The following is a 22321-nucleotide window of genomic DNA, read 5'->3' as shown; positions in this document are numbered from 1 at the left end:
TCGATCTGGTTAATTAAAGAAATTGGCGAACAAAGGAGATGATTTTTGATGATTAAAGAGTATGCACCAGAGCCATTGACAGATTTTTCAAAAGAAGAAAATAAACATGCGTTTAGGCAGGCGTTAGAGCAGGTAAAATCTCAATTTGGTAAAGAGTATCCTCTCATTATTAACGGAGAAAGAATTTATACAGAGAAAAAGATTGTATCATATAATCCTGCCAAAAAAGATGAGGTAATCGGGATTGTATCCAAAGCGACTCAAGAATTGGCCGATCGGGCGATTAAAGAGGCTGCTGAAGTATTTGAAGAGTGGAAAAACTGGGCCCCTGATGCTCGTGCGCGTTTACTCTTTAAAGCAGCTGCGATTATGCGCCGACGTAAACATGAAATGTCGGCAACGATGGTTTATGAAGCAGGAAAAAGCTGGATAGAAGCCGATGCCGATACCGCTGAAGCGATTGATTTCATGGAATATTATGGTCGCCAAATGATCCGTTTAGGCGGATCGACACCTCTTACTCCACTTCCTGGTGAGACCAATGACAATTACTATATTCCGTTAGGGGTAGGGATCATCATTCCGCCATGGAACTTCCCCCTGGCTATTTTAACAGGAATGACAACAGGAGCTGTTGTTGCAGGGAATACGGTCATTTTGAAACCAGCTAGCGCTACACCTGTAATTGCTGCAAAATTCATGGAAATCATGGAGGAAGCAGGTATGCCAAAAGGAGTGATTAATTTCTTACCAGGCAGTGGCGGGGAAGTTGGAGATTTTCTTGTTGAACATCCATTAACCCGTTTTATTAGTTTCACAGGTTCAAAAGAAGTAGGGCTCCGCATTTATCAAAAAGCATCACAAATTTCCCCTGGACAAAAATGGTTGAAACGCGTTGTTGCCGAAATGGGTGGAAAAGATGCCATTCTTGTTCATAAAGATGCGGACTTAGAAGCTGCAGCAAATGCCATTGTCGTTTCCGCATTTGGTTATCAAGGACAGAAATGCTCAGCAGGCTCCCGGGCAATTATCCATAAAGATGTCTATGATGAACTTTTAGAAAAAGTGATCGAGAAAACCAAAGGATTGAAAATGGGGAATCCAGAAGATGGAAGTGTGTTCTTAGGTCCTGTGATCGATAAGAATGCATTTGATAATATTAATCGTTATATTGAAATCGGTAAAAATGAAGGACGACTCGTTCTTGGCGGCAATAGTGATGATTCTGTAGGATATTTTATCGAACCAACCATTTTTGCTGATGTTGATTCGAAAGCCGTTATTGGCCAAGAAGAAATCTTTGGACCGGTACTCTCTGTGATTAAAGCAGAAGATATTGATGATGGAATTCGCATCTTTAATGATACAGAGTATGGTCTAACTGGTTCTTTATTTGCAAAGGATCGTGCGATTATTGAAAGATGTAGAAAAGAATTGCATTGCGGAAATCTTTACTTTAACCGTAAATCCACAGGTGCGATCGTGGGAGCACATCCATTTGGTGGATTTAATATGTCAGGTACTGATTCCAAAACAGGTAGTGAAGATTACCTATTATTATTCATGCAAGCGAAATCAATCTCTGAAGTATTATAATCGATTGGGAATTTATGATGCCAAGGCATTTGCCTTGGCGTTTTTTTGAAAAAAGCTTGTTCTTTTCTGTTAAATTTCGGGTATAATGATGCTTATTAAAAGTTTTCATAAATTACTTGTCAGTTTGGAGGAAATTATGAAAAAAGGAATACAGTTAAGCCCGCCCCAAATCCTCGTCTTCGGTTTCTTATCTGTTATCTTCTTTGGAGCCATTTTATTATATATGCCTATTTCTCTAGAAAAAGGGGTAAATCTTCACTTTCTTGATGCCTTATTTACCGCTACTTCTGCGGTTACAGTTACAGGGTTAAATGTGGTTGACCCAGGAACAACCTTTAATCGATTAGGTGAAATCATTATCATGTTATTGATTCAAGTTGGCGGTATTGGCTTTATGACTTTTGCGATCACGATTTTCGTTTTATTAGGGAAAAAAATCGGCTTAAAACAACGTCTTTTAATGCAAGAAGGAAGCAACCAATTGCAAATGGCAGGAGTTGTAAGATTAGCCTTATATATTCTCCAAATTACCGTCGGATTTGAACTCATTGGAGCAATCTTATTAGCCATCTCTTGGCATCAAACATATGGTTGGGGAGAAGCATTTTATCTTGGAATTTTTCACTCTATTGCTGCTTTTAATAACGCTGGATTTAGTTTGTTTAAAACAAGTTTAATGAATGATGTGGGTAACCTACTGGTTAATTTCGTCATTACTTCTCTGATTATCATCGGTGGATTAGGATTTGTCGTTTTAATGGAATTATGGAACAAAAAGTTTCAGTTTAGAAGGTTAAGTTTACATAGTAAAGTAACGATAGGTGCTACTCTATTTCTAATCTCTTCCGGTACGCTCATCACCTTTTTATTAGAATATGGAAACGCCAAGACACTTGGCCCTTTAAGTATCGGCAATAAATTGCTGGCCTCTTATTTTCAATCAGTGACAACAAGAACGGCGGGATTTAACACCATCGATATTGGTTCACTTACTCAGGCTACGCTTTTTATCTATATCTTGTATATGTTTATCGGAGCAGCGTCAGGGTCGACTGGTGGTGGAATTAAAGTAACGACCATGACGGTATTGCTTGGTACAGTGAAATCTCTACTTAGGGGAAAACAGAATACAGAATTGTTTAAAAGAACGATTCCAACAGAACAAATTCTTCGCTCTCTTACCATTATCATTTTATCTTTAGGGATTGTGTTTTTATCGATATTGATTTTGGATATCACAGAACGGGGAATTCCCTTTTTAAATATTGTTTTTGAAGTGGTTTCTGCGTTTGGTACAGTTGGGCTGAGTATGGGAATTACTCCTTCTCTTTCCGTGATTGGTCGAATTGTGATCATCATCACCATGTTTGTTGGGAAACTAGGCCCTTTAACAATCGGTTATGCCATCGCTAGAAAAGTAGAAAAAGAATATTTCCATTATCCTCAAGAAAAAATGATGATTGGTTAAAAAGTTTCATGCTTTTGAGTGATGAAGTAATTTATGTTATGATGGAAATTGTTATGGAGTTGATTAGGATTCAAGGAGGGATGAGAAATGAGACTATCAAAAAAAGAGGTCGAACATGTGGCCAATTTAGCACGTCTTACATTAACAGAAGAAGAAGTAGATCTTTTTACCGTACAATTAAGTTCGATTTTGGATTTCGCCCAAAAGTTAAACGAATTATATACAGATCATGTGAAACCAACCAGTCACGCATTAAACATTACCAATGTCTTTCGCGATGATGTGGTGCGTGAATCGATCCCAAGAGAAATAGCGCTAAAAAATGCAACTGAGCAAAAGGATGGACAATTTAAGGTACCACCTGTATTGGAAGGTTAGAAAGGAGGGTTTCTTTTGTCTTTATTTGATCTATCCATTTCTGAAATACATAAACGTTTAGCCAATAAAGAATTAACTGCTAATGATTTGGTTGAAGAATCATTCAAACGCATTGCTGAAGTGGAAAAGGATGTACAAGCCTTTTTACTAATTGATGAAGAAGGAGCAAGGAAAAGAGCCAAAGTCATCGATCAGGATATTACCGTTTCTGAAGATTTAGGAATCCTTGCAGGATTGCCCATGGGTGTTAAGGATAACATTGTGACAGAAGGAATTCGGACGACCTGTGCCAGTCGAATTCTAGCAAACTATGAACCTATTTATAGTGCAACAGCATATAAAAGAATGTTTGCTGGACAAGCGATCATGATTGGGAAGACGAATATGGATGAATTCGCCATGGGATCTTCCACGGAACATTCTGCTTTTCATCCTACGTATAATCCTTGGAATTTAGACTATGTACCAGGGGGATCAAGTGGGGGTTCTGCTGCCGCTGTTGCAGCAAGAGAGGTCTATTTTGCCCTAGGTTCGGATACAGGAGGATCTATTCGTCAACCTGCTGCTTTTACTGGTGTTGTTGGCTTAAAACCAACCTATGGATTAGTCTCCCGTTTTGGCTTAGTCGCTTTTGCTTCATCCCTTGATCAAATAGGCCCAATTACCAAAAATGTAGAAGATGCCGCTTATGTCTTACAAACCTTAGCTGGATATGATGAATATGATTCTACATCTGCTAATGTCCCAATCCCTGATTATATTTCACCGCTAACTGGGGAGATCAAAGGCCTTCGGATCGCTGTACCCAAAGAGTATATGGGTGAAGGCGTCGACAAAGCAGTGAAGGAAAAAATTGATGAAGCGATAAAAGTATTTGAGAGTTTAGGCGCGGTCTTCGAAGAAGTTTCTTTGCCCCATACGGAATACGCTGTCGCCACCTATTATATTCTAGCACCATCAGAGGCTTCTTCAAATCTTGCTCGCTATGATGGGCTTCGTTATGGCGTCCGTAGTGATTCCGCGGAGAATCTAATTGAAATGTATAAGAAAACAAGAAGTGAAGGATTTGGTCCAGAAGTAAAACGGCGGATCATGTTAGGAACGTATGCTTTAAGTTCAGGCTATTATGATGCGTACTATCTGAAAGCACAAAAAGTAAGGACCCTAATCAAACAAGATTTTGAACAGATTTTTGCCAAATATGATCTGATCTTAGGGCCGACAACTCCAACGACTGCCTTTCGCATTGGTGAGAAAATCAGCGATCCTTTGCAAATGTATATGAATGACATCCTAACGGTCCCCGTGAATCTAGCAGGATTACCCGCGATCAGTATACCAGCAGGGCTGGTCAATGGCTTACCTGTTGGCTTGCAATTGATTGGCAAACACTTTGATGAGGTGACCATTTTACGAGCCGCTTATGCGTTTGAACAACATACCGATCATCATAAACTTCGACCAATGGTAAAAAGGGGGTAGGGAAGAATGGAATATGAAACAGTGATTGGCTTAGAAGTTCATGCAGAACTTTCAACAAAGACCAAAATCTTTTGCAATTGTTCAACGGAATTTGGCGCACCACCTAATACCCATACCTGTCCTATTTGTCTTGGCCATCCAGGGGTTTTACCTGTAGTAAATAAACAAGCTGTTGAATTTGCAATCAAAGCTGCTTTGGCTTTAAATTGTGAAATTTCTCCCATAACGAAATTTGATCGAAAAAATTACTTCTACCCTGACTTGCCAAAAGCGTATCAGATTTCCCAATATGATCAACCCATTGGCAGAAATGGTTGGATCGAGATTGAAGTTAATGGCCAGAAAAAGAAAATTCGCATCAATCGTCTTCATTTAGAAGAAGATGCCGGGAAATTAACCCATATGGGAAATGGGGAAGGTTCACTTGTAGATTTTAACCGTACGGGTGTTCCTTTAATTGAGATCGTATCGGAAGCCGATCTTCGTTCACCAGAGGAAGCAAGAGCTTACTTAGAAAAATTAAAAAGTATTATTCAATATACAGGTGTTTCTGATGTAAAAATGGAAGAAGGATCGCTTCGCTGTGATGCCAATATTAGTTTGCGTCCTGTTGGACAAAAGGAATTTGGAACAAAAACGGAATTAAAAAACATGAATTCATTCCGTGGTGTCGAGCGGGCATTAGAATACGAACAAAAAAGACAAGCGGAGATTTTAGAAGCGGGTGGGAAGATCGTCCAAGAAACATTACGTTGGGATGAAGAAAAGGGAATCACCGTTTCCATGCGAGGAAAAGAAGAAGCCCATGATTATCGCTACTTTCCCGATCCCGATCTCGTTGAAATCATCATTGATGAAGAATGGATCAATCGGATGAAGGAAGAACTTCCAGAACTACCTGATGTTCGGAAGGAACGGTATATTCATCAATATGGTCTTCCAGTGTATGATGCAGAGATCTTGACTTCATCAAAGGACTTAGCAGATTTCTTTGAGGCTACTTTAGAGTATACCCAAGATGCTAAAGCCGTTTCTAATTGGATCATGGGGGAACTATTAAAATATCTCAATGCGGAAAATCTAACCATTAATGAGAGCAAAGTGACGCCAAAAGGTTTAGGCGAATTGATTCAACTCATCGAAAAAGGAACCATTAGTATTAAAATTGGAAAAACGGTATTCCGCGAAATGCTCGAATCTGGAAAAGCACCCAAGACAATCGTTGAAGAAAAAGGATTGGTACAAATTACTGATGAAAGTGCGATTGCAGCCATCGTCGATCAAGTGATTGCGAACCATCCACAAGTGGTTGAAGATTATCGTAATGGAAAAGAAAAAGCCATGGGATTCTTAGTTGGGCAAGTCATGAAGGAGACAAAAGGAAAGGCAAATCCAGCAATTGTCAATAAGCTGATATTGGAACGGTTGAAACAGGAATAAAGAGTCAATTTATGAAAGCAGTAGGTCAAAGTTGATCTACTGCTTTTTCAATTGACATTGTTAGGGGCTTCCATTAATATGAATGTACAAACCAGATAAAGGAAAGATTTAACATGGGTAAAAAAGGGATTTGGATCATTGGCCATGGTTCCAGTAATCCGAGATGGATAGAATATGTTGATCAGATGATCACAAAGTTAAAGTCTCCTAGTCCAATCGTTCTTTCATTTTTAGAAAAGGTAGAAGGGAGACTGATTGAAGATGGGATCCGACAATTACGGGGATTTGGAATCAAAGAAGTCTTTGTCATCCCATTATTTGTTTCTTCTGGTAGTACTCATATTGGCGAGATTCAAAAAATATTATTTCATTATAAACAAGAATTTACTTTTATTTTTGGATCTTGTATGAATGATCACCCTCTCGTTGTTCAACATATTATCGACCAAGCAAAGGAACTTTCTGATAATTGCAACCAAGAATCGCTACTGATGATTGCACATGGCAGTGATGAAGATGATTTTCAACAGAAGTGGAAGGAAATTCTAGAGAGTTTAACGAAACAAATAAAAGAGAAGACAAATTTTCAACAAATCGATTATGCTACCTTTTTACCCAATACCATTTTAAAGCGATTAGAAGAATTAAAAAGAACTTCAAAAAAGATTCTGGTCGTTCCACTTTTTCTAAGTAGAGGGATTTTTACTGAGGAAAGGATACCTGCAATGATTCAATGGTATCCTGTAAAGTATAACGGAAAGGCTTACTTGCCCAATCATTGGATAACAGAGTGGATTCAGGAACAGATTGATCAATATTATACTAAGGAATAGGTGATTCCAATGAAACGTGCTCGTTTCATTTATAATCCCACATCAGGGAGAGAGGATTTAAAAAAACAACTAGCGGACATTTTAGATATTCTCGAGAGTCACGGGTTAGAAACTTCATGTTATGCAACAAAAGGAGAATTTGATGCCACAAAAGCAGCAAAAGATGCAGTAGAACGAGACTTTGATATCGTCATTGCAGCAGGTGGGGATGGAACCCTTTATGAAGTGGTCAATGGCTTAAGTCCCTATGAAAAACGCCCAAAACTAGGCATTATCCCAGCAGGAACAACGAACGATTTTGCAAGGGCTCTAGGCATTCCCAAAGACTATAAAAAAGCGGCGATGATTATTGGCGAACAATTTAGTATACCAATTGACATTGGGAAATATAACGATAAATATTTTATTAATATTGCCGGCGGGGGAACATTAACGGAACTCACCTATGAAGTTCCAAGCAAACTAAAAACGATCTTAGGACAATTAGCTTACTATGTTCGCGGAATTGAAAAACTTCCCTTTTTGAAACCTATTCCAATTACAATCGAAACAGAAGATATGGTTTATCGGGAAGAAGTCATGCTGTTTCTCATTGCGAATAGTAACTCTGTCGGTGGCTTTGAGAAGCTAGCACCTTATGCAGATTTAAGAGACGGGTTATTTGATGTCATTGTCTTAAAGAAAACCAATTTACCAGACTTTGTTCGTCTTGCTTCCTTAGCATTGAAAGGGGAACATCTTAATGATCCCAAGATTCTTCATTTTAAATCCCGATCTCTAAAAGTTACTTCTTATGGTCCTGACCCCGTTCTTGTCAATTTAGATGGTGAACTAGGAGGGCAATTACCGGGGAAATATGAAATTCTTCCAAAGCATTTAGATGTGTTTGTTGATAGAAATAGCCATAAATGAAATCCAGTCTGAGTAACCCGACTGGAATCCATGTAAAAGAAGTAGAGCGTTGTTAACGTTCTGCTTTTTTCTTTTGGTGGATCAATATGCTAAAATAAACAATAATCGCAAAAAAAGGAGATTTATCATGGCAAAGAAGAAAGCAAAAGAAAAAGCACCGGTAAAAGTAAATCAAATCATTGAGATGGAATTCACCGATCTTAGTCATAACGGTGAAGGAATTGGTAAATATGAAGGATATACTTTGTTCGTTTCCGGAGTACTTCCTAGAGAAAGAGCAAAAGTAAAGGTAACAAAGGTGAACAAAAATTACGGATTTGGCCGTTTAATAGAAATCTTACGAAAAAGTCCTGATCGGATAGAACCTAGGTGTTCGATTTACAAACAATGCGGCGGTTGCCAACTTCAACACCTTTCTTACCAAGGGCAACTAGAACAAAAACGAAAAATTGTGAAAGATAACTTAGAACGGATCGGAAAACTAACCAATGTCATCATCCACCCAACATTAGGAATGAAAAATCCATGGCGCTATCGGAATAAATCGCAAGTGCCATTTGCAGAGCGGGAAAGGGGATTAATCGCAGGGTTTTATGCCAAAGGAACCCATGACGTTATCGACATGAAGGAATGTATCATCCAGCAAGAAAAAAGTGATGTCATGGTACAAACGGTTCGGAGAATTGCCAGTGAATTAGGAATTCCTGCATACAATGAAATCGAACATCGAGGGATTTTACGTCACGTGGTTTCTAGAGTGGCTGTGAATACTGGGGAACTCATGTTGATTCTCGTTACTAATGGTAAAGACTTTCTAAATAAGGATAAGCTTGTTGAACGAATTGTGAAAGAAATCCCAAACCTAACCAGCTTAGTTCAAAATATCAACGAAGAGCGGACGAATGTCATCTTAGGATTCAAATCCATTACATTATGGGGAAGAGATGTCATTTACGATACCATCGGCAATGTGAAATTTGCGATTTCGCCAAGGTCTTTTTATCAAGTTAATCCAGAACAGACTAAAGTCCTTTATGAAAAAGCTTTAGAATATGCAGAGCTTACTGGGAATGAAAACGTGATTGATGCTTATTGCGGAATTGGCACCATTTCACTCTTTCTCGCCCAAAAAGCCAAACATGTCTATGGTGTTGAAATCGTCCCAGAGGCGATAAAAGATGCATGGAATAATGCTAGGATAAATGGGATTAAGAATGTGACATTTGAAGTAGGGGCGGCAGAAAAAGTGATACCTGAATGGGTGGAACAGGGGATAAAAGCTGATGTTGTTGTGGTAGATCCACCCCGAAAAGGCTGTGATGAAGAATTATTGCAAACGATTATCAAGCTTAGGCCTAAACGGATGATCTATGTATCTTGTAATCCAAGCACTCTGGCGAGGGATTTGAGGGTGCTAGAGGATGGAGGGTTTAAGACAGTAGAGGTTCAGCCAGTGGATATGTTCCCACAGACAATGCATGTAGAAACTGTTTGCTTACTTACCAGTAAAATCAAGGGTTTTGAGTAATAAAAATATCAATCATATTTTCAAATATTTCAACTGATTGTTCTCTTTTAATTTGAAAGTTGGCTTTCAAAAGTAATAGTAATCAATTATCTAATAAACTTTTCAATATTAATTTTTGTTTTATATTTGGCTTTGCCTACTATTTGCCAACGGTGATGACATTTTCATATGATATTGTGAGTAACAAAAAGTAATGATAAATAAAACAATTTCCTTTAAAATCCTTGATTTACCTGTATAGTGGTGATGAGAAATAATAATAAAGTATTAAAAATAAGATTGGTTTAATTACGTTGCTTGTGGAGGGAGTTTGTTTCACGGCTAGTGGTAAAAAATGATTGAGCGTGTTTTTCAAATAATATTCTTATATGAAAGGGAGAGGGTTATGAAGCTATATAATTATATGGAAGAATTAGTTTATCGGTATATTGATGAAGTATTGAAAAAGTATAAAAATGTGTGTAAATGTGAAAAATGCAGGCTAGATATGACTGCATACGCATTAAATAATTTACCACCGCAATATACTGTAACGGAAAAAGGTAAATTATTTACTAAGGTTAAGGAAATGGAATCGCAATATGGAGTAGACATTATTAGAGAAGTAACGAAAGCAATAGAAGTAGTGTCTAAAGAACCACGGCATCAAACTCACTAGCGCTGCATATTACATCATGAACTGGATTATATGCAGGGCCACAATTGGAACAAACAAATTTTGCTCCTCTTTTTCTCTTCTCTTAAAAAGATAATTCCGTTAACTAGAAATGAAAAATATCATGAAAAACAAAGAAATTTGTTGAAATATGTTGACAAAAATATAGTAAAAATTTAGATTAATATTAACATAGAGCACATAATTCTATGGCAGCCGGTTGTATGAAAGCCTCTATGCAATTCGTGTACAGGGGCTTTTAGTGTATACAGCTGATTTGAGTAAAGATTAAAGTAAAATTTAGCCTAGACGGTGAAACATAAGATATTGACAGTGGATTATGCGGAGTATAAGACCCAAAGGAAGGACTGATTCGGCAATGAAAACGATTGAATACATAAATAGAACATACAGAACACTCGTTCCCTTGCGGGGGGGGGGGGGTAATACCTGTATTAATTTCAAAAAATCGGAAATCAGTTCTTTGTTGCGCAAACGTAAAAAATAAACTCAATAAAAAGAAAGGCCTATTTTCTCTAGCTGGAAAAATATGTAAATTTCAGCGGTGTAAAATAGGCCTTTTGATTTTTATTTAAAAATCTGAACAATATATGCAAGGCATAATTAATCTGCGGGGAAACATCATCCCTGTAATCAACCTCGAAAATAGATTTAACCTAGTGATCGTAAATAAAAAGATTCGGACGCTAACCTTCTGAAAAGAAAGGGGTGGACAGGATGAATGAAAAAAAGATGCAGATAAAAACCATGGAGGAAAAGGAAAAAGAATTGCATAAAACCATCCTTCTTTCCATTGGCGACGGGGTGATCACCACCGACCAGACAGGTAGGATAACGGCCCTTAACCGGGTAGCGGAGGAAATAACTGGCTGGAGTGAGGAGAAAGTAAAAGGCAGGTACTTTGTTAAGGTTTTTAAATTTGTTGACGAAACTACAGGAGAAGAAGCAAAAAACCCGATAGAGAAAGTGCTAGAGACAGGGCAAATCATCGGCTTGACTAACCATACTGCCCTGATCGCTAAAGATAGGCGTAAGATATCAATAGCTAGCAGTGCTGCACCTATCAAAGACGAAAAAGGAGAAATCTTCGGAGTGGTCATGGTTTTTCGGGATGTCATGCAAGAGAAGGCTTGGCAGGAAAAAATCCTCAACTTAAGCTATCATGATTCACTGACCGGCCTTTATAACCGGCAGTTCATGGAAGAACAGATCAATCGACTGGAAATGTCTCAAGAGATGCCTTTAGTGGCAATCATGGCTGATGTCAACGGGTTGAAACTGGTTAACGATGCCTTTGGTCACGAGGAAGGGGACAAGCTTTTAAAAAAAGTAGCAGAGATATTAAAGGAAAGCTGTCGGAAAGAAGACATCATCGCCCGCTGGGGCGGGGATGAATTTCTCATTCTTCTGCCACATGCTACAACTGAAATCGCAGAACAAATCATTGAGAGAATCGAAAACATGTGTTTGCAAGCAAACGATGGAAAAGCACAACTGAACATAGCCATGGGGTATGCAGTGAAGGCACAAGCCTCGGAAAACCTTGAGCAAGTCATTAAAGAAGCCGAGGAATGGATGTACAGGCGGAAATTAATGGAGGAAAAAAGCTACCACAAGTCTTTGATCAACACCCTGCTTGCCACCCTATATGCCAAAAGCACGGAAACGGAGGAGCATTCTCAACGTCTGAAAAATGATTGCCTGATGATAGGAAGAAGAATGAACCTTTCCGCAAAAGAACTGGATGAACTGGCTCTTCTGACAGTGCTACATGACATCGGTAAAATAGGAATCAGGGAAAGTGTCTTGCATAAACCCGGGCCTTTGACTGCGGAAGAATGGGAAGAAATAAAAAAACATTCCGAAATTGGTTACCGCATCGCTCAAAATACCCCGGAACTGGCGGTTATTGCCGAATACATTTTGTACCACCATGAACGCTGGGACGGCGAAGGCTATCCCCGGGGCTTAAAAGGGGAAGAGATACCTTTATTCTGCCGTATTCTGGCTGTGGCAGACGCCTATGACGCCATGACCAATGACAGGATATACCGAAAAGCGCTGAGCAAGGAGGAAGCAATGGCTGAAATAAGAAGGAATGCAGGGACGCAGTTTGATCCGCAAGTAGTAGATATCTTTTTAGATATCAAGACAAAGGAAAATATTAAGGTGAAACCACTATGACGGCTGGGTTGCCAATTGCAAGGCTACTCATTGCTTTATACCTTGCTAAAAGTGAACTGCAAGTGGGCAACTTATGTTTGTAAGAAGAATCTTGTGTTGTTTACGGCATGCCGAGAGCAGTTTATGAGGCAGGTTTAGCTGATATCCATGATTAAAAATAGGATCCGCAAAATTGATATCCTGGTTCGCTGGGGTGGAGAGGAATTTATTATACTTCTGCCGGATACAACAGCTGATAAAGGTGTGATTTTAGCGGAAGAACTTCGGGTAAATTTAAGCCGTATGGACATACCGGGCGTGGGCAGAGTTACTGCCAGCTTCGGAGTGGTTGGTTACTGCTTGGGAAATAAAGTTAAATATATGCAAATAGCACCGTTATAACGGTGCTATTATGCTATTTACCAAAGACAGCATTAGCCTCCAATAAAATTTGTTCATGCAATCAATTATTTTTCGCCATTGCATAACTTTTCCGGTTTAAGGAAATTATTGCACCGACAAAGGCAATCGTCATTGCAACTAACATCACAGAATGATAGGCTGACAAGAATGTTGATATTTGGTCAGGATTCGGTTTGGTAACACCACCTAAGGCCTCAAATAACGATACTGAAAAAGCAATACCTATAATCATGCCCAAGTTTCTAACCAAACTGTTAATTCCTCCTGCAATACCAAGTTTTTGGGGCGGAACTGAACTCATTACACTGCTATTATTAGGAGATTGAAACATCCCAGATCCCAATCCTATGAGAATTGAACCAGGAATGATCTGATAAAATTGAGCCGTAGCCGAAAGGGTAGAAAAATAGAATAAACCTAGACCGGTAATAGCCAAGCCGCTAGTTGTGAGTACGATGGGGCCGAATTTATCTGAAGCGTGACCACTAATTGGAGCTACAATAGCCATCGTTATCGGAAAAACCGTCATCAATAATCCTACCTGAGAAGGAGTGTAATTAAGAATATGTTGCAAGTAAAATGGAAGAAGCATGTTATTAGCAAACATAGCTACAAAAGATAACCAACCTGAAAGATTGCCTATCATGAAAGGACGGTTACTGAATAGTGATAAATCAATCAAAGGGTGTTGCGTCTTACGTTCATTGATGAAGAATACGAACAGTAGAGCCAATCCTATAATCAAGCTAAATAATACCGATAAGCTAGTCCAACCCCAATCTTCACCATTATTAATTCCTAAGAGTAAACTAATCATCCCGGCTGTAAAGGTAATGGCTCCGATAAAATCAAAGCTCTCTTGCGCTTTTCGAGATTCATCATTAGGGAGAATCAAACGAGCTGCCAGATAACCAATGATTCCTAAAGGAATGTTAATGAAGAAAATAGAACGCCAGCTCGTCAAACCTATGAGCAAACCGCCAAGAGCTGGACCTGTCAGACTGCCAAGTGCAACAACGGTTCCGGTTAGCCCAAGTGCTTTACCTCGTTCATTGGATGGGAAAATAGCAGTGATAATAGCAGCACTGTTAGACATTAACATGGAAGCACCCACTGCTTGCAAAACTCGAGATCCTACCAAAAACCAAATATTATCTGCAAAACCGCATAGTAATGAACCTAAAATAAAGATTAGAAAACCAAGGGAATAGACCTTTTTTCGTCCAAACATATCAGCAGTGCGGCCGAAAACTGGTAATAAACTAGAAATGGTGAGTAGATAGGCTGTAACCACCCATTGTAGGATGGAAATATCTGAATGAAGTTGACTTGAAATGGTTGGCAATGCAACGTTAACGATACTGCTATCTAAGGTGGACATAAAGGTACCAACGGAAACTGTAGCTAATACATACCAGCGGTAATGAGCGGTATTTTTAATGGTTTCAAACATTGTTGTCCTCCTCTAATCTAAATTACCTAAAATTCTGTTTAATCAATTCCTCAGTTGGTTCTGCTCTTGCTCTGATAATTTATAATGAGACAGGTATTGGTTTAACCAATCTCTTAAGAGAAATAAGTGAAAAGGAATGTTATTGCGAAGTAAGAATTGGAGACCGATATGCAGATGTGCCTAAGGAGTTATTAGAAAAAGCATTTCAGCTTCTTGATAAGAAACTGTGGGAGATTCAATAATTAATTGGTTAATTTCTTTCTGCGCTTATTCCTCATTATAAATTTATCAATATAGTAAATTATGGTAATAAATACAGACATAATCCCAAAATACGTAACGATAACGCCTAAAGCGTTTGGACTTTCAAAATGTTTATCTCTCCCTTTGATGCTACTGTCTGGAGAGTAACGTCTTTCAAATTTACCATCTCTTCTTTCAAATCCACCTTCTGAAGGGGAGGGTCTTTCAAAATGCCCATCTCTTTTTTCGAATCCACCTTCTGGAGGATACGCTCTTTCAAATAGCCCATCTACCCCTTTAATGCCGCTTTCTGGTATTTGTGTAGAAGAAAGATTAAACACGTTTGCAACTCCTTGCAACTTTATTATGAAATTTGTTGAGTACATTTGATAAATTCCAAACGCTAATAAAGCAACTGTTGCTACTTTTGCTAAAATCCCTAAACTTGGTTTCGGTGTTTTGAATTTAACGATATTTTTAAAAACGTCTATTACCCATTTCCAATGCAATCCAATATGAACTGCCACTAATATAAGTGATAAATACGAAATTGACATATGAGAAATTTTAAACCATTGTTCATTTCCAACGTTGATATTTGGGAATACAACTCTTGAAATTAAAATACCACTGATTATAATAAAGGCCATTGTAATTAACAGCATTAAGTTTAAAAAGTAACCAAATCTTGTTTTACGAGGCAACTTGTGATCAAACAATTTAACCGTGACTTTTTTTACCCATTTCCAATTGAGCAAGACATGGGTGAAAAATACTACTGCGATTAATAACCCTGCAACTTCGTGAAACGTTAATCCTCCTAATACTTGTATATTATATAATAATACGAAGGTAACAGCCATTATTATATCTAGTCCAAACTTAATCATATTTTTCTTTTTCAAATTTTAGGACCTCCTTCTGTTAATCTAGTAATTTTTTTGCATTTTCTGAAGCTACAATCTCATATATACCTACAATATGTGTCAGGGGAATGTCAAAAAAGAATAAAACTATGATTCTTGTGTTATTAAACATGACTTTATCAACGATGATGAAAAACTTGATTCTCAAACAATAAAAAAATCTATCAAAATTAATTTTTAACCTCAATCCAAGAATGAAAATGTTGCTGCTGTCAATACTGGTAGTGTACCTCAGACAACTGGGCACACATATAAGAGCCTTTCCAAGACTGGAAGGGCTCTAATTTTGCTTTTGTCTTGATCTCCTATTAGCTTTGGAAAACAATGTATTTTTTCCTTTTAAAATAGATCAATCTGCGTTAGAATGAATTTATACTATGTTACTTTAAAGCTGTTTAGTTTAAAAGCTAAAAATCGCAAAAGCAACTAAAAATAAAGAAATGGGAGTGGAAGCAAATGTTGAATATTAAGTTTTATAATGAAGAAAAGATTCCATTAGAGATGCATAAGGTTCGAATTGTACAAAAGTTAAATTTACCCCCAATCGAGCAACGAGTAAAAGCAATAGAAGAAGCAGGATATAATACATTTCTTTTAAAAAACCGCGATGTTTATCTAGATATGCTTACAGATAGCGGTGTTAATGCCATGAGTGATAAGCAACAAGCGGCTATGATGGAAGCGGATGATAGTTATGCCGGTTCTGAAACTTTTACGAGGTTAGAGAATAAAATTAAAGAAATATTTGGGAAAGAGTATTTCTTACCTGCTCATCAGGGGAGGGCTTGTGAGAATATTATTGCTCAAACCTTTGTTGAAAAAGGTTCAATCATTCCAATGAATTATCATTTTACCACAACTCTGGCACATATTGTGTTAAATGGTGGTTCTGTCAAAGAACTATTTACAAATGAGGCGTTAAAGGTTCGAAGTGATTATCCTTTTAAAGGAAATATGGATATTGCTAAACTAAGAGATTTGATAGAAACATATGGTGCTGAAAAAATTCCATTTGTTCGTTTAGAAGCGGGTACGAATTTAATTGGTGGCCAGCCTTTTTCGCTTGAAAATATGCATGAAGTTCGTAAAGTCTGTGATGAGTATGGCATTTTGCTCGTATTAGATGCGAGCTTGTTAGCAGATAATCTTTATTTTATTAAGGAAAGAGAAGAAAAATACAAAACAAAAAGCATTCGGGAAATTACACGGGAAATAGCAGATCTCTCAGATATCATCTACTTCTCTGGAAGAAAACTCGGATCTGCACGAGGTGGGGGGATCTGCACCAATAGTAAAGAGATCTATATGAAAATGCGTGAGTACGTCACCCTTTACGAAGGGTTCCTCACTTATGGTGGAATGTCTGTTCGTGAGATGGAGGCTATTGCGGTAGGTCTTGAAGAAACGATGGATGAAAATATGATCAATCAAGGTCCACAATTTATTGCGTATATGGTGGAAGAGCTTCAGAAAAAAGGGGTGCCTGTTGTCACACCGGCAGGAGGATTGGGCTGTCATATTGACGCAATGGAGTTTGTCGATCATCTTCCGCAAACCGAATATCCAGCTGGTGCGCTTGCTGCTGCACTATATATTGTTAGCGGTATTCGTGGAATGGAAAGAGGAACTCTATCGGAACAAAGAGACGAAAACGGAAATGAAACATTGGCCAATATGGAACTCTTACGTCTTGCCATGCCTAGACGGGTTTTTACATTATCCCAAGTGAAATATGCCATCGACCGTATTTCATGGCTTTATGAAAATCGGAATCTAATTGGGGGCTTAAAGTTTGTCGATGAGCCAAAGGTTTTACGTTTCTTCTTTGGAAGATTGACTGTGACTTCTGATTGGCCATCTAAATTAGTAAATAAATTTAAAGCGGATTTTGGAGATAGTTTGTAAGTTAAATGACAATCCCTAGACAGTTTCTCTTAAAGAAGAGAAGCTGTTTTAATGTGCGCATAACCTACTAAGCATCATCGTTTTCTTACCTATAGCATTGATTCATGAATTAATTTCGGACTTGCTTAAAGTTCCTATTATTCATTTTGATGGAAAAAAATTGATATAGATTAAGATAATAAAAATAGTAATTAAAAGAGCCGCCTTCCCGCTAATAGTAAAGGCAGCTCTTTTTTTATACCAATCCCTTTTGTAACAAGCAAATTATATGTTGAGCTCCATCATATGCTTTTTTATCTCTTGTATTAACCGAAGCTTGTCTGCTTGCAAAGCCTTGATTGATAAGGCTTTGAAAACAGGTTGCAGGATGTTGAAGCTTTCCGTACCCTCCACCCAGACTTCTTGTGGAATCTGCCCGAGCTGTTGGATCATCTTAAGAAACGTATGCTGATACTGTTCTTCAAAGCGTTCTTGCCCGATCATTTTATAATATAAGATGAGTCCACTCTTTTGATCGGCTCCGATCACCACATTTGGGTAATAGGGACGTAGGCCTTTTTCATCCTGAACCGGTTCATGGAAATAAAACGTTCCGAATTCAATTACCGCATTGAGGCGTTTGCTCACATTCTTCCGCAGTTGCTTTAATTCGAACTCTGACACATACAGTTCAGAAGGTGTAGAGTTTTCAATGACTTCAGGTGTTATTGTAGCGTCTCGCCATTCCAGTTGGCCGCCTGTTGCAACAGGAATCCTAGCAAACCACTGTTCACTCCTTGAATCAGGAACCAATTGATCATCCTTACCCGTGCGAACGGCAACATCCAAAACCTGCTCCAATGCAATACTGGCAATCTTCACTTCTTGCTCATCAATGTACCATGGATAATAACCTGGTTTGAAGCTTCGGAATAACGGCCATTGCTTCTTGCCTCGGAATGTCAGGCCCAACCGCTTGATCAGGTCATAATCCCACTGTTCAAGCTCATCCCTATCTGTAAATGAAACGAGGATCGAACGTTGCCGGGTAACAATGTTATGGAAGTTTTCTGAACCGCTCATGATTTTTTGCAACGAAATCAAACCGTCATTACCCAGATAGATGGCAAGCCCGAATTCTTCTCCCATCTCACCGAGGACACAGCAATAGGTGAATTCTCCCGTGTCAGGAAGCTTTACAGCAATGATTTGATTGTCTGACAACCATTCCCATGGCTTCAACTTCTTGAATTGAATCGCGTAGTCGAAGAGCCGCTGCCAATCGGTTAAATCTGATCCAGCATTCGATTCGGCTACCGCTTCCTTTTGGAACGATTGAAACACTTTGTTGATCTCTTCAGCAAGCTGTTTATTGTCCACTTTTTCTGATGTTTCATCCTCGACCCAGAAACCACTACTGTCTTCCTCAGGTGCAAGGCGCATTGCTTTGATGCATCTTGGATAGGTGGCACCTTGTTCGGGTTCCACTATCTTTTCAAGGACAATCTCGTGCCTCCAGTCATCACCGAAATCATAGATATAGATACACTTGTCCTTTTCTTTTTTTAGAAACTTTTCAAGAATGACCTCCTTTTCATCCAGTTTCACTTTATTGTAAAAAAATCCAAAAGCATCCTCTTCTACTTCAACGGGTTCGATATAGATGATCTGATTATGAGGGTCCTTCACTTCAAAAGTGTGCATGTGGTAACCCAGCCAATCAAATGCAATCTGGAGTAACTCGTGAAGTGTCGCGAACGTTGTTTTACTGTCTAGCTGAATTCTCCTCCAGACAGGAGGTGACGTGTGCTGCAAGGTGATTTTTAACTGGTAAATCATCCTATCGTTCTCCTTTTTTACGTTTTCCCTTAAAATATTCAACTTGTTCCTGTTACCATTATACACATTCTTTTGAAGTTTAAGAAACTACCGAACGGATGATATCGTATTTTTTAGATACGAAAGATTGTTGTAAATACTTGTCAACAAATCGGATTTGAACCGAATGTATCTCACTTTGGATTCGATTAAATGAGACATTAGCAAAACTGATAGGCGTCAGTAAATGGACAGCATACGATATGATGATGGAACTTGATCTATGAATTTTTGAATAATAAGCACTATTATAGTTTCCGTACTGAAGCTCTTGCTTAATGGTCAAGGTATAAAACGAAAGGAAAGAATCAGCATGAAAGTGGGAATCGCATTAGGGGGTGGAGCGGTACGCGGCTTATCTCATATAGGCGTGTTAAAAGTGTTTAAACAGTATCAAATTCCCCTTGATTTTATTGTTGGTACCAGTATGGGTAGTGCCATAGGTGGATTGGTTGCCGCGGGAATCGATATTGAAGAAATTGAGGAATTTGTTCTTTCAACTCCATCCTATCGGTTAATCGATATTGGCATTTTAAAGCGTGGAATTTTTGCCGGAAACAAAATTTACTCAACACTCATTCAATTATTGGAACAAAAAGGACTTGGAGATCTTAAAATCGAAGACCTTTCATAATAACAATAGATTCATCTATTTAGGAGGGATAGCATGGTCAAAGTCTTATTCGTTTGTTTAGGGAATATCTGTCGTTCACCTATGGCTGAAGCTGTTTTTCTTGATATGGTTAAGAAAGAAGGTTTAGAAGATAAAATATCTGTTGATTCAGCAGGTATTGGCCATTGGCATGAGGGCGAACAACCTCACCATGGTACAAGAAGCATTCTTGACCAGTATCAGATTAGTTACAAAGGAATTTTTGCAAGGCAAATTCGTCCAAACGACTTAAAAGAGTTCGATTATATCATAGCAATGGATGAGGGGAACTTGGACTCATTACGGCAATTAGCAGGTGGAAAAGAAACAGGGTATATTGCAAGATTACTTGACTTCGTTCCTCATTTCAATGAAAAAGATATTGAAGATCCCTACTATACTGGCCGGTTTGACTATGTGTATCAGTTGGTGACAGAAGGGTGTAAACATTTGCTGGATTTTATCAGGGAACGCCAAGAAATATAACCTTTTTTTTAAAAAAAAAGCAGGAAAATGTAGAACTATGTCGAATTTATGTTTAATTAGAATAAAGATAGATACAGATGCAGATATACTACTTAATTATGGAAGGATTATATTGAATGGCGAAGACATTGTATTCTCGTTTATTGCTTTTTGCTCTGTTTATTAGTATGGTCCCGATGATCTTTGTCGGATATATCTCCTACCAAGCGCATAAAGAATCATTAACAAAAGAAATGGATCAGAATTTATTTCTATTATCTAATAATCTAGCTGTTGAAATTGAGAATTTTATCTCAGAACGATTAATGGATGTAAACCTATTACAAGAAAATGAGTTATTGAATAAAAACAATGCTTCTATAGAGGATATTAAGAGAGAATTAAAGAAATTCGTTCAGGTTCATACCATTTATGAGGGTGCAATCTTAACCGATGATCAAGGGATCGTTATTTATGATACCAATGAAGGAGTCATCGGCAAAGATTTAAGTAAACGAAGTTGGTTTCAACCTGCAATTCATGGAAATATATATATATCAGATATTTACTTATCTCCTGCTTTAAATAAACCCCTTTTAACATTAGCTGGTCCGATCACCAATCAAAAGGGAGAGATCATTGGGGTTGTCTCCCCGGCAATCAATCTTAATGAATTATATAAAACGATGGATCAATTTGCGAATGAAAGCAAAAATGTGAATTTATCTGCTTATGCGTTCTTAATTAATAGGAATGGTGACTATATCGCACACCCTAACCGAGCAAAAATTTTAAAAGAAAATTTCTTTAAGAAGAACCATCTTGATCTAAATCAATTAGAGGAGCTTAGTAAAAACAAACAAATATTCTATTCGACTACGGAAAATACGGTGAATGCTTTTACCCGTATTAAACCGACAAAGGGATTCCAACACGATTGGTATATTGGTGTTTCCGTAACCAAAGATGAATTTTATACGCCATTAAAACAACTATTAATAAAATATCTTATTTTATTTGGTGTCATGTTGACATTGATCATATTAGCTGTAATTCCTTTGGCTCGATCAATTGTTTTACCAATTAATCAGTTGGTAGCAGCAACTTCTGATTTTGCGAAAGGGAAAAAGGTGAAACCATTAAATATTGATACATATCAAGAATTAAACCAATTAAACCATACATTTAACCTTATGACAGAACAACTAAAAGAGCGGGAAAAACAACTGATTCGATCGGAAAAGCTGAAAGCAGCTGGGGAGTTGGCAGCTGGTTTTGTTCATGAAATTCGCAATCCCATTACCACGATTCGCGGTTTTCTCCAAATCATGAATGAAGAAAAAATAATGCAGGATAAACCTTATTTCCCCATTATCTTTCAAGAAATCGATCGCGTAAATCGAATCATTACTGATTTTCTAACCTTTGCAAAACCTAACACTTCGTTTCATAATGTACCGACGGATCTTAATCAAGTGATTGATGAAGTATTATTACTGTTTGAATCACAAATGCCAATGAAGAATATTCTGATTGATAAAGATTTAATGCCCGTTCCAAAAACTGTGCTTGATCCAACTTTTATTAAACAGGTTTTTATTAATCTCATACAAAATGCAATCGATGCAATGCCACAGGGGGGCTCCCTAACTATCTCAACACGATATGAGATGGCAGATCAGCAAATTATGATCTTCTTTCAGGACACAGGAATCGGGATGGATCAGAAAACAATAGAAAAGTTGGGCACTCCATTTTTCACGACGAAAGAAAAAGGGACAGGGTTAGGTTTAATGATCAGCTATCAAATCATTCAAGAGTTAAATGGGAAGATCACGGTAGATAGTCAATCAGGCTTAGGGACAACATTTACGATTCATCTACCAGTAACAAATTCAAAATAGAAAGGTATGGAAATCAA

At 38.0% G+C, this 22321-nt stretch carries 18 protein-coding genes and 1 pseudogene; 16 read left to right on the top strand and 3 right to left on the bottom strand.

Features of this window, described 5'->3' with window-relative positions:
• Positions 1–48 precede the first annotated feature (48 nt).
• The 12 genes from pruA to ACMW72_RS09140 all read left to right on the top strand — a co-directional run bounded on the left by pruA (position 49) and on the right by ACMW72_RS09140 (position 12878).
• Positions 49–1596, top strand: a complete 1548-nt coding sequence (gene pruA / locus ACMW72_RS09195; RefSeq protein ID WP_418368538.1) for an L-glutamate gamma-semialdehyde dehydrogenase — start codon at positions 49–51, stop codon at positions 1594–1596.
• A gap of 136 nt (positions 1597–1732) precedes the next feature.
• Positions 1733–3064: a TrkH family potassium uptake protein gene (locus ACMW72_RS09190; RefSeq protein WP_418368537.1), complete on the top strand. Its 1332-nt coding sequence runs from the start codon at positions 1733–1735 to the stop codon at positions 3062–3064.
• Positions 3065–3151: 87 nt separating this feature from the next.
• Positions 3152–3442, top strand: a complete 291-nt coding sequence (gatC, locus tag ACMW72_RS09185; RefSeq protein WP_418368536.1) for an Asp-tRNA(Asn)/Glu-tRNA(Gln) amidotransferase subunit GatC — start codon at positions 3152–3154, stop codon at positions 3440–3442.
• A 15-nt stretch (positions 3443–3457) separates the two neighbouring features.
• Positions 3458–4924 (top strand): Asp-tRNA(Asn)/Glu-tRNA(Gln) amidotransferase subunit GatA, encoded by a 1467-nt coding sequence (gene gatA / locus ACMW72_RS09180; protein ID WP_418368535.1) that lies wholly within the window; start codon positions 3458–3460, stop codon positions 4922–4924.
• 6 nt (positions 4925–4930) lie between these two features.
• Positions 4931–6364, top strand: coding sequence for an Asp-tRNA(Asn)/Glu-tRNA(Gln) amidotransferase subunit GatB (gene gatB / locus ACMW72_RS09175; protein WP_418368534.1), 1434 nt, complete (start codon positions 4931–4933; stop codon positions 6362–6364).
• A gap of 113 nt (positions 6365–6477) precedes the next feature.
• On the top strand, positions 6478–7197 hold the full coding sequence (locus ACMW72_RS09170) for a sirohydrochlorin chelatase (protein WP_418368533.1): 720 nt from the start codon (positions 6478–6480) through the stop codon (positions 7195–7197).
• A 9-nt stretch (positions 7198–7206) separates the two neighbouring features.
• On the top strand, positions 7207–8109 hold the full coding sequence (locus tag ACMW72_RS09165) for a diacylglycerol kinase (RefSeq protein ID WP_418368532.1): 903 nt from the start codon (positions 7207–7209) through the stop codon (positions 8107–8109).
• Between the two features lie 127 nt (positions 8110–8236).
• Positions 8237–9637, top strand: coding sequence for a 23S rRNA (uracil(1939)-C(5))-methyltransferase RlmD (gene rlmD, locus ACMW72_RS09160; protein WP_418368531.1), 1401 nt, complete (start codon positions 8237–8239; stop codon positions 9635–9637).
• Positions 9638–10022: 385 nt separating this feature from the next.
• Positions 10023–10295, top strand: a complete 273-nt coding sequence (locus ACMW72_RS09155; RefSeq protein WP_418368530.1) for a late competence development ComFB family protein — start codon at positions 10023–10025, stop codon at positions 10293–10295.
• A 608-nt stretch (positions 10296–10903) separates the two neighbouring features.
• The gene (locus ACMW72_RS09150; RefSeq protein ID WP_418368529.1) at positions 10904–11011 is read left to right on the top strand and encodes a chemotaxis protein CheW; all 108 of its coding nucleotides are present in this window, start codon (positions 10904–10906) and stop codon (positions 11009–11011) included.
• Positions 11012–11030: 19 nt separating this feature from the next.
• Positions 11031–12497 (top strand): HD domain-containing phosphohydrolase, encoded by a 1467-nt coding sequence (locus ACMW72_RS09145; RefSeq protein WP_418368528.1) that lies wholly within the window; start codon positions 11031–11033, stop codon positions 12495–12497.
• Positions 12498–12644: 147 nt separating this feature from the next.
• Positions 12645–12878 (top strand): diguanylate cyclase, encoded by a 234-nt coding sequence (locus ACMW72_RS09140; protein ID WP_418368527.1) that lies wholly within the window; start codon positions 12645–12647, stop codon positions 12876–12878.
• A 61-nt stretch (positions 12879–12939) separates the two neighbouring features.
• On the opposite strand, the gene ACMW72_RS09135 is transcribed toward ACMW72_RS09140, so the two are convergent.
• Together ACMW72_RS09135 and ACMW72_RS09130 are read right to left on the bottom strand one after the other, a co-directional pair.
• Positions 12940–14352 (bottom strand): MFS transporter, encoded by a 1413-nt coding sequence (locus ACMW72_RS09135; protein WP_418368526.1) that lies wholly within the window; start codon positions 14350–14352, stop codon positions 12940–12942.
• A 242-nt stretch (positions 14353–14594) separates the two neighbouring features.
• Entirely contained in the window at positions 14595–15500 is a 906-nt protein-coding gene (locus ACMW72_RS09130; protein ID WP_418368525.1) for a DUF4405 domain-containing protein, read from the bottom strand.
• A 477-nt stretch (positions 15501–15977) separates the two neighbouring features.
• Between ACMW72_RS09130 and ACMW72_RS09125 the strand changes: the two genes are divergently transcribed.
• The gene (locus tag ACMW72_RS09125; RefSeq protein WP_418368524.1) at positions 15978–17426 is read left to right on the top strand and encodes a tryptophanase; all 1449 of its coding nucleotides are present in this window, start codon (positions 15978–15980) and stop codon (positions 17424–17426) included.
• 264 nt (positions 17427–17690) lie between these two features.
• Here ACMW72_RS09125 and ACMW72_RS09120 read toward each other — a convergent pair whose 3' ends face one another.
• On the bottom strand, positions 17691–19244 hold the full coding sequence (locus tag ACMW72_RS09120) for a plasmid pRiA4b ORF-3 family protein (RefSeq protein WP_418368523.1): 1554 nt from the start codon (positions 19242–19244) through the stop codon (positions 17691–17693).
• Between the two features lie 352 nt (positions 19245–19596).
• Between ACMW72_RS09120 and ACMW72_RS09115 the strand changes: the two are divergent.
• From ACMW72_RS09115 to ACMW72_RS09105, 3 genes and pseudogenes are all read left to right on the top strand, one after another.
• Positions 19597–19911 (top strand): annotated as a pseudogene (locus tag ACMW72_RS09115) (patatin-like phospholipase family protein); the annotation flags it as partial.
• A 39-nt stretch (positions 19912–19950) separates the two neighbouring features.
• A complete protein-coding gene (locus ACMW72_RS09110) occupies positions 19951–20421 on the top strand; it encodes a low molecular weight protein-tyrosine-phosphatase (protein WP_418368522.1) in 471 nt (156 codons plus the stop codon).
• Between the two features lie 116 nt (positions 20422–20537).
• Positions 20538–22304 carry an ATP-binding protein gene (locus tag ACMW72_RS09105; protein ID WP_418368521.1) on the top strand — a complete coding sequence of 589 codons (1767 nt, stop codon included), beginning with the start codon at positions 20538–20540 and terminating at the stop codon, positions 22302–22304.
• Positions 22305–22321 lie beyond the last annotated feature (17 nt).

It is taken from the genome of Tepidibacillus sp. LV47, assembly GCF_048381575.1.
Taxonomy (GTDB): Bacteria; Bacillota; Bacilli; order Tepidibacillales; family Tepidibacillaceae; genus Tepidibacillus.
The sequence above is the reverse complement of the archived record's forward strand: the minus strand, read 5'-3'. Positions and strand labels throughout refer to the sequence as shown.

Excerpts from the sequence above, each read along its gene's own strand:
- ACMW72_RS09155 (WP_418368530.1), top strand. The coding sequence starts at position 10,023 with ATGAAGCTATATAATTATATGGAAGAATTAGTTTATCGGTATATTGAT.
- ACMW72_RS09165 (WP_418368532.1), top strand. The coding sequence starts at position 7,207 with ATGAAACGTGCTCGTTTCATTTATAATCCCACATCAGGGAGAGAGGAT.
- rlmD (WP_418368531.1), top strand. The coding sequence starts at position 8,237 with ATGGCAAAGAAGAAAGCAAAAGAAAAAGCACCGGTAAAAGTAAATCAA.
- ACMW72_RS09135 (WP_418368526.1), bottom strand. The coding sequence starts at position 14,352 with ATGTTTGAAACCATTAAAAATACCGCTCATTACCGCTGGTATGTATTA.
- ACMW72_RS09120 (WP_418368523.1), bottom strand. The coding sequence starts at position 19,244 with ATGATTTACCAGTTAAAAATCACCTTGCAGCACACGTCACCTCCTGTC.
- ACMW72_RS09190 (WP_418368537.1), top strand. The coding sequence starts at position 1,733 with ATGAAAAAAGGAATACAGTTAAGCCCGCCCCAAATCCTCGTCTTCGGT.
- ACMW72_RS09145 (WP_418368528.1), top strand. The coding sequence starts at position 11,031 with ATGAATGAAAAAAAGATGCAGATAAAAACCATGGAGGAAAAGGAAAAA.
- ACMW72_RS09105 (WP_418368521.1), top strand. The coding sequence starts at position 20,538 with ATGGCGAAGACATTGTATTCTCGTTTATTGCTTTTTGCTCTGTTTATT.
- ACMW72_RS09150 (WP_418368529.1), top strand. The coding sequence starts at position 10,904 with ATGCAAGGCATAATTAATCTGCGGGGAAACATCATCCCTGTAATCAAC.
- ACMW72_RS09170 (WP_418368533.1), top strand. The coding sequence starts at position 6,478 with ATGGGTAAAAAAGGGATTTGGATCATTGGCCATGGTTCCAGTAATCCG.
- gatB (WP_418368534.1), top strand. The coding sequence starts at position 4,931 with ATGGAATATGAAACAGTGATTGGCTTAGAAGTTCATGCAGAACTTTCA.
- ACMW72_RS09125 (WP_418368524.1), top strand. The coding sequence starts at position 15,978 with ATGTTGAATATTAAGTTTTATAATGAAGAAAAGATTCCATTAGAGATG.
- ACMW72_RS09140 (WP_418368527.1), top strand. The coding sequence starts at position 12,645 with ATGATTAAAAATAGGATCCGCAAAATTGATATCCTGGTTCGCTGGGGT.
- ACMW72_RS09110 (WP_418368522.1), top strand. The coding sequence starts at position 19,951 with ATGGTCAAAGTCTTATTCGTTTGTTTAGGGAATATCTGTCGTTCACCT.
- gatC (WP_418368536.1), top strand. The coding sequence starts at position 3,152 with ATGAGACTATCAAAAAAAGAGGTCGAACATGTGGCCAATTTAGCACGT.
- pruA (WP_418368538.1), top strand. The coding sequence starts at position 49 with ATGATTAAAGAGTATGCACCAGAGCCATTGACAGATTTTTCAAAAGAA.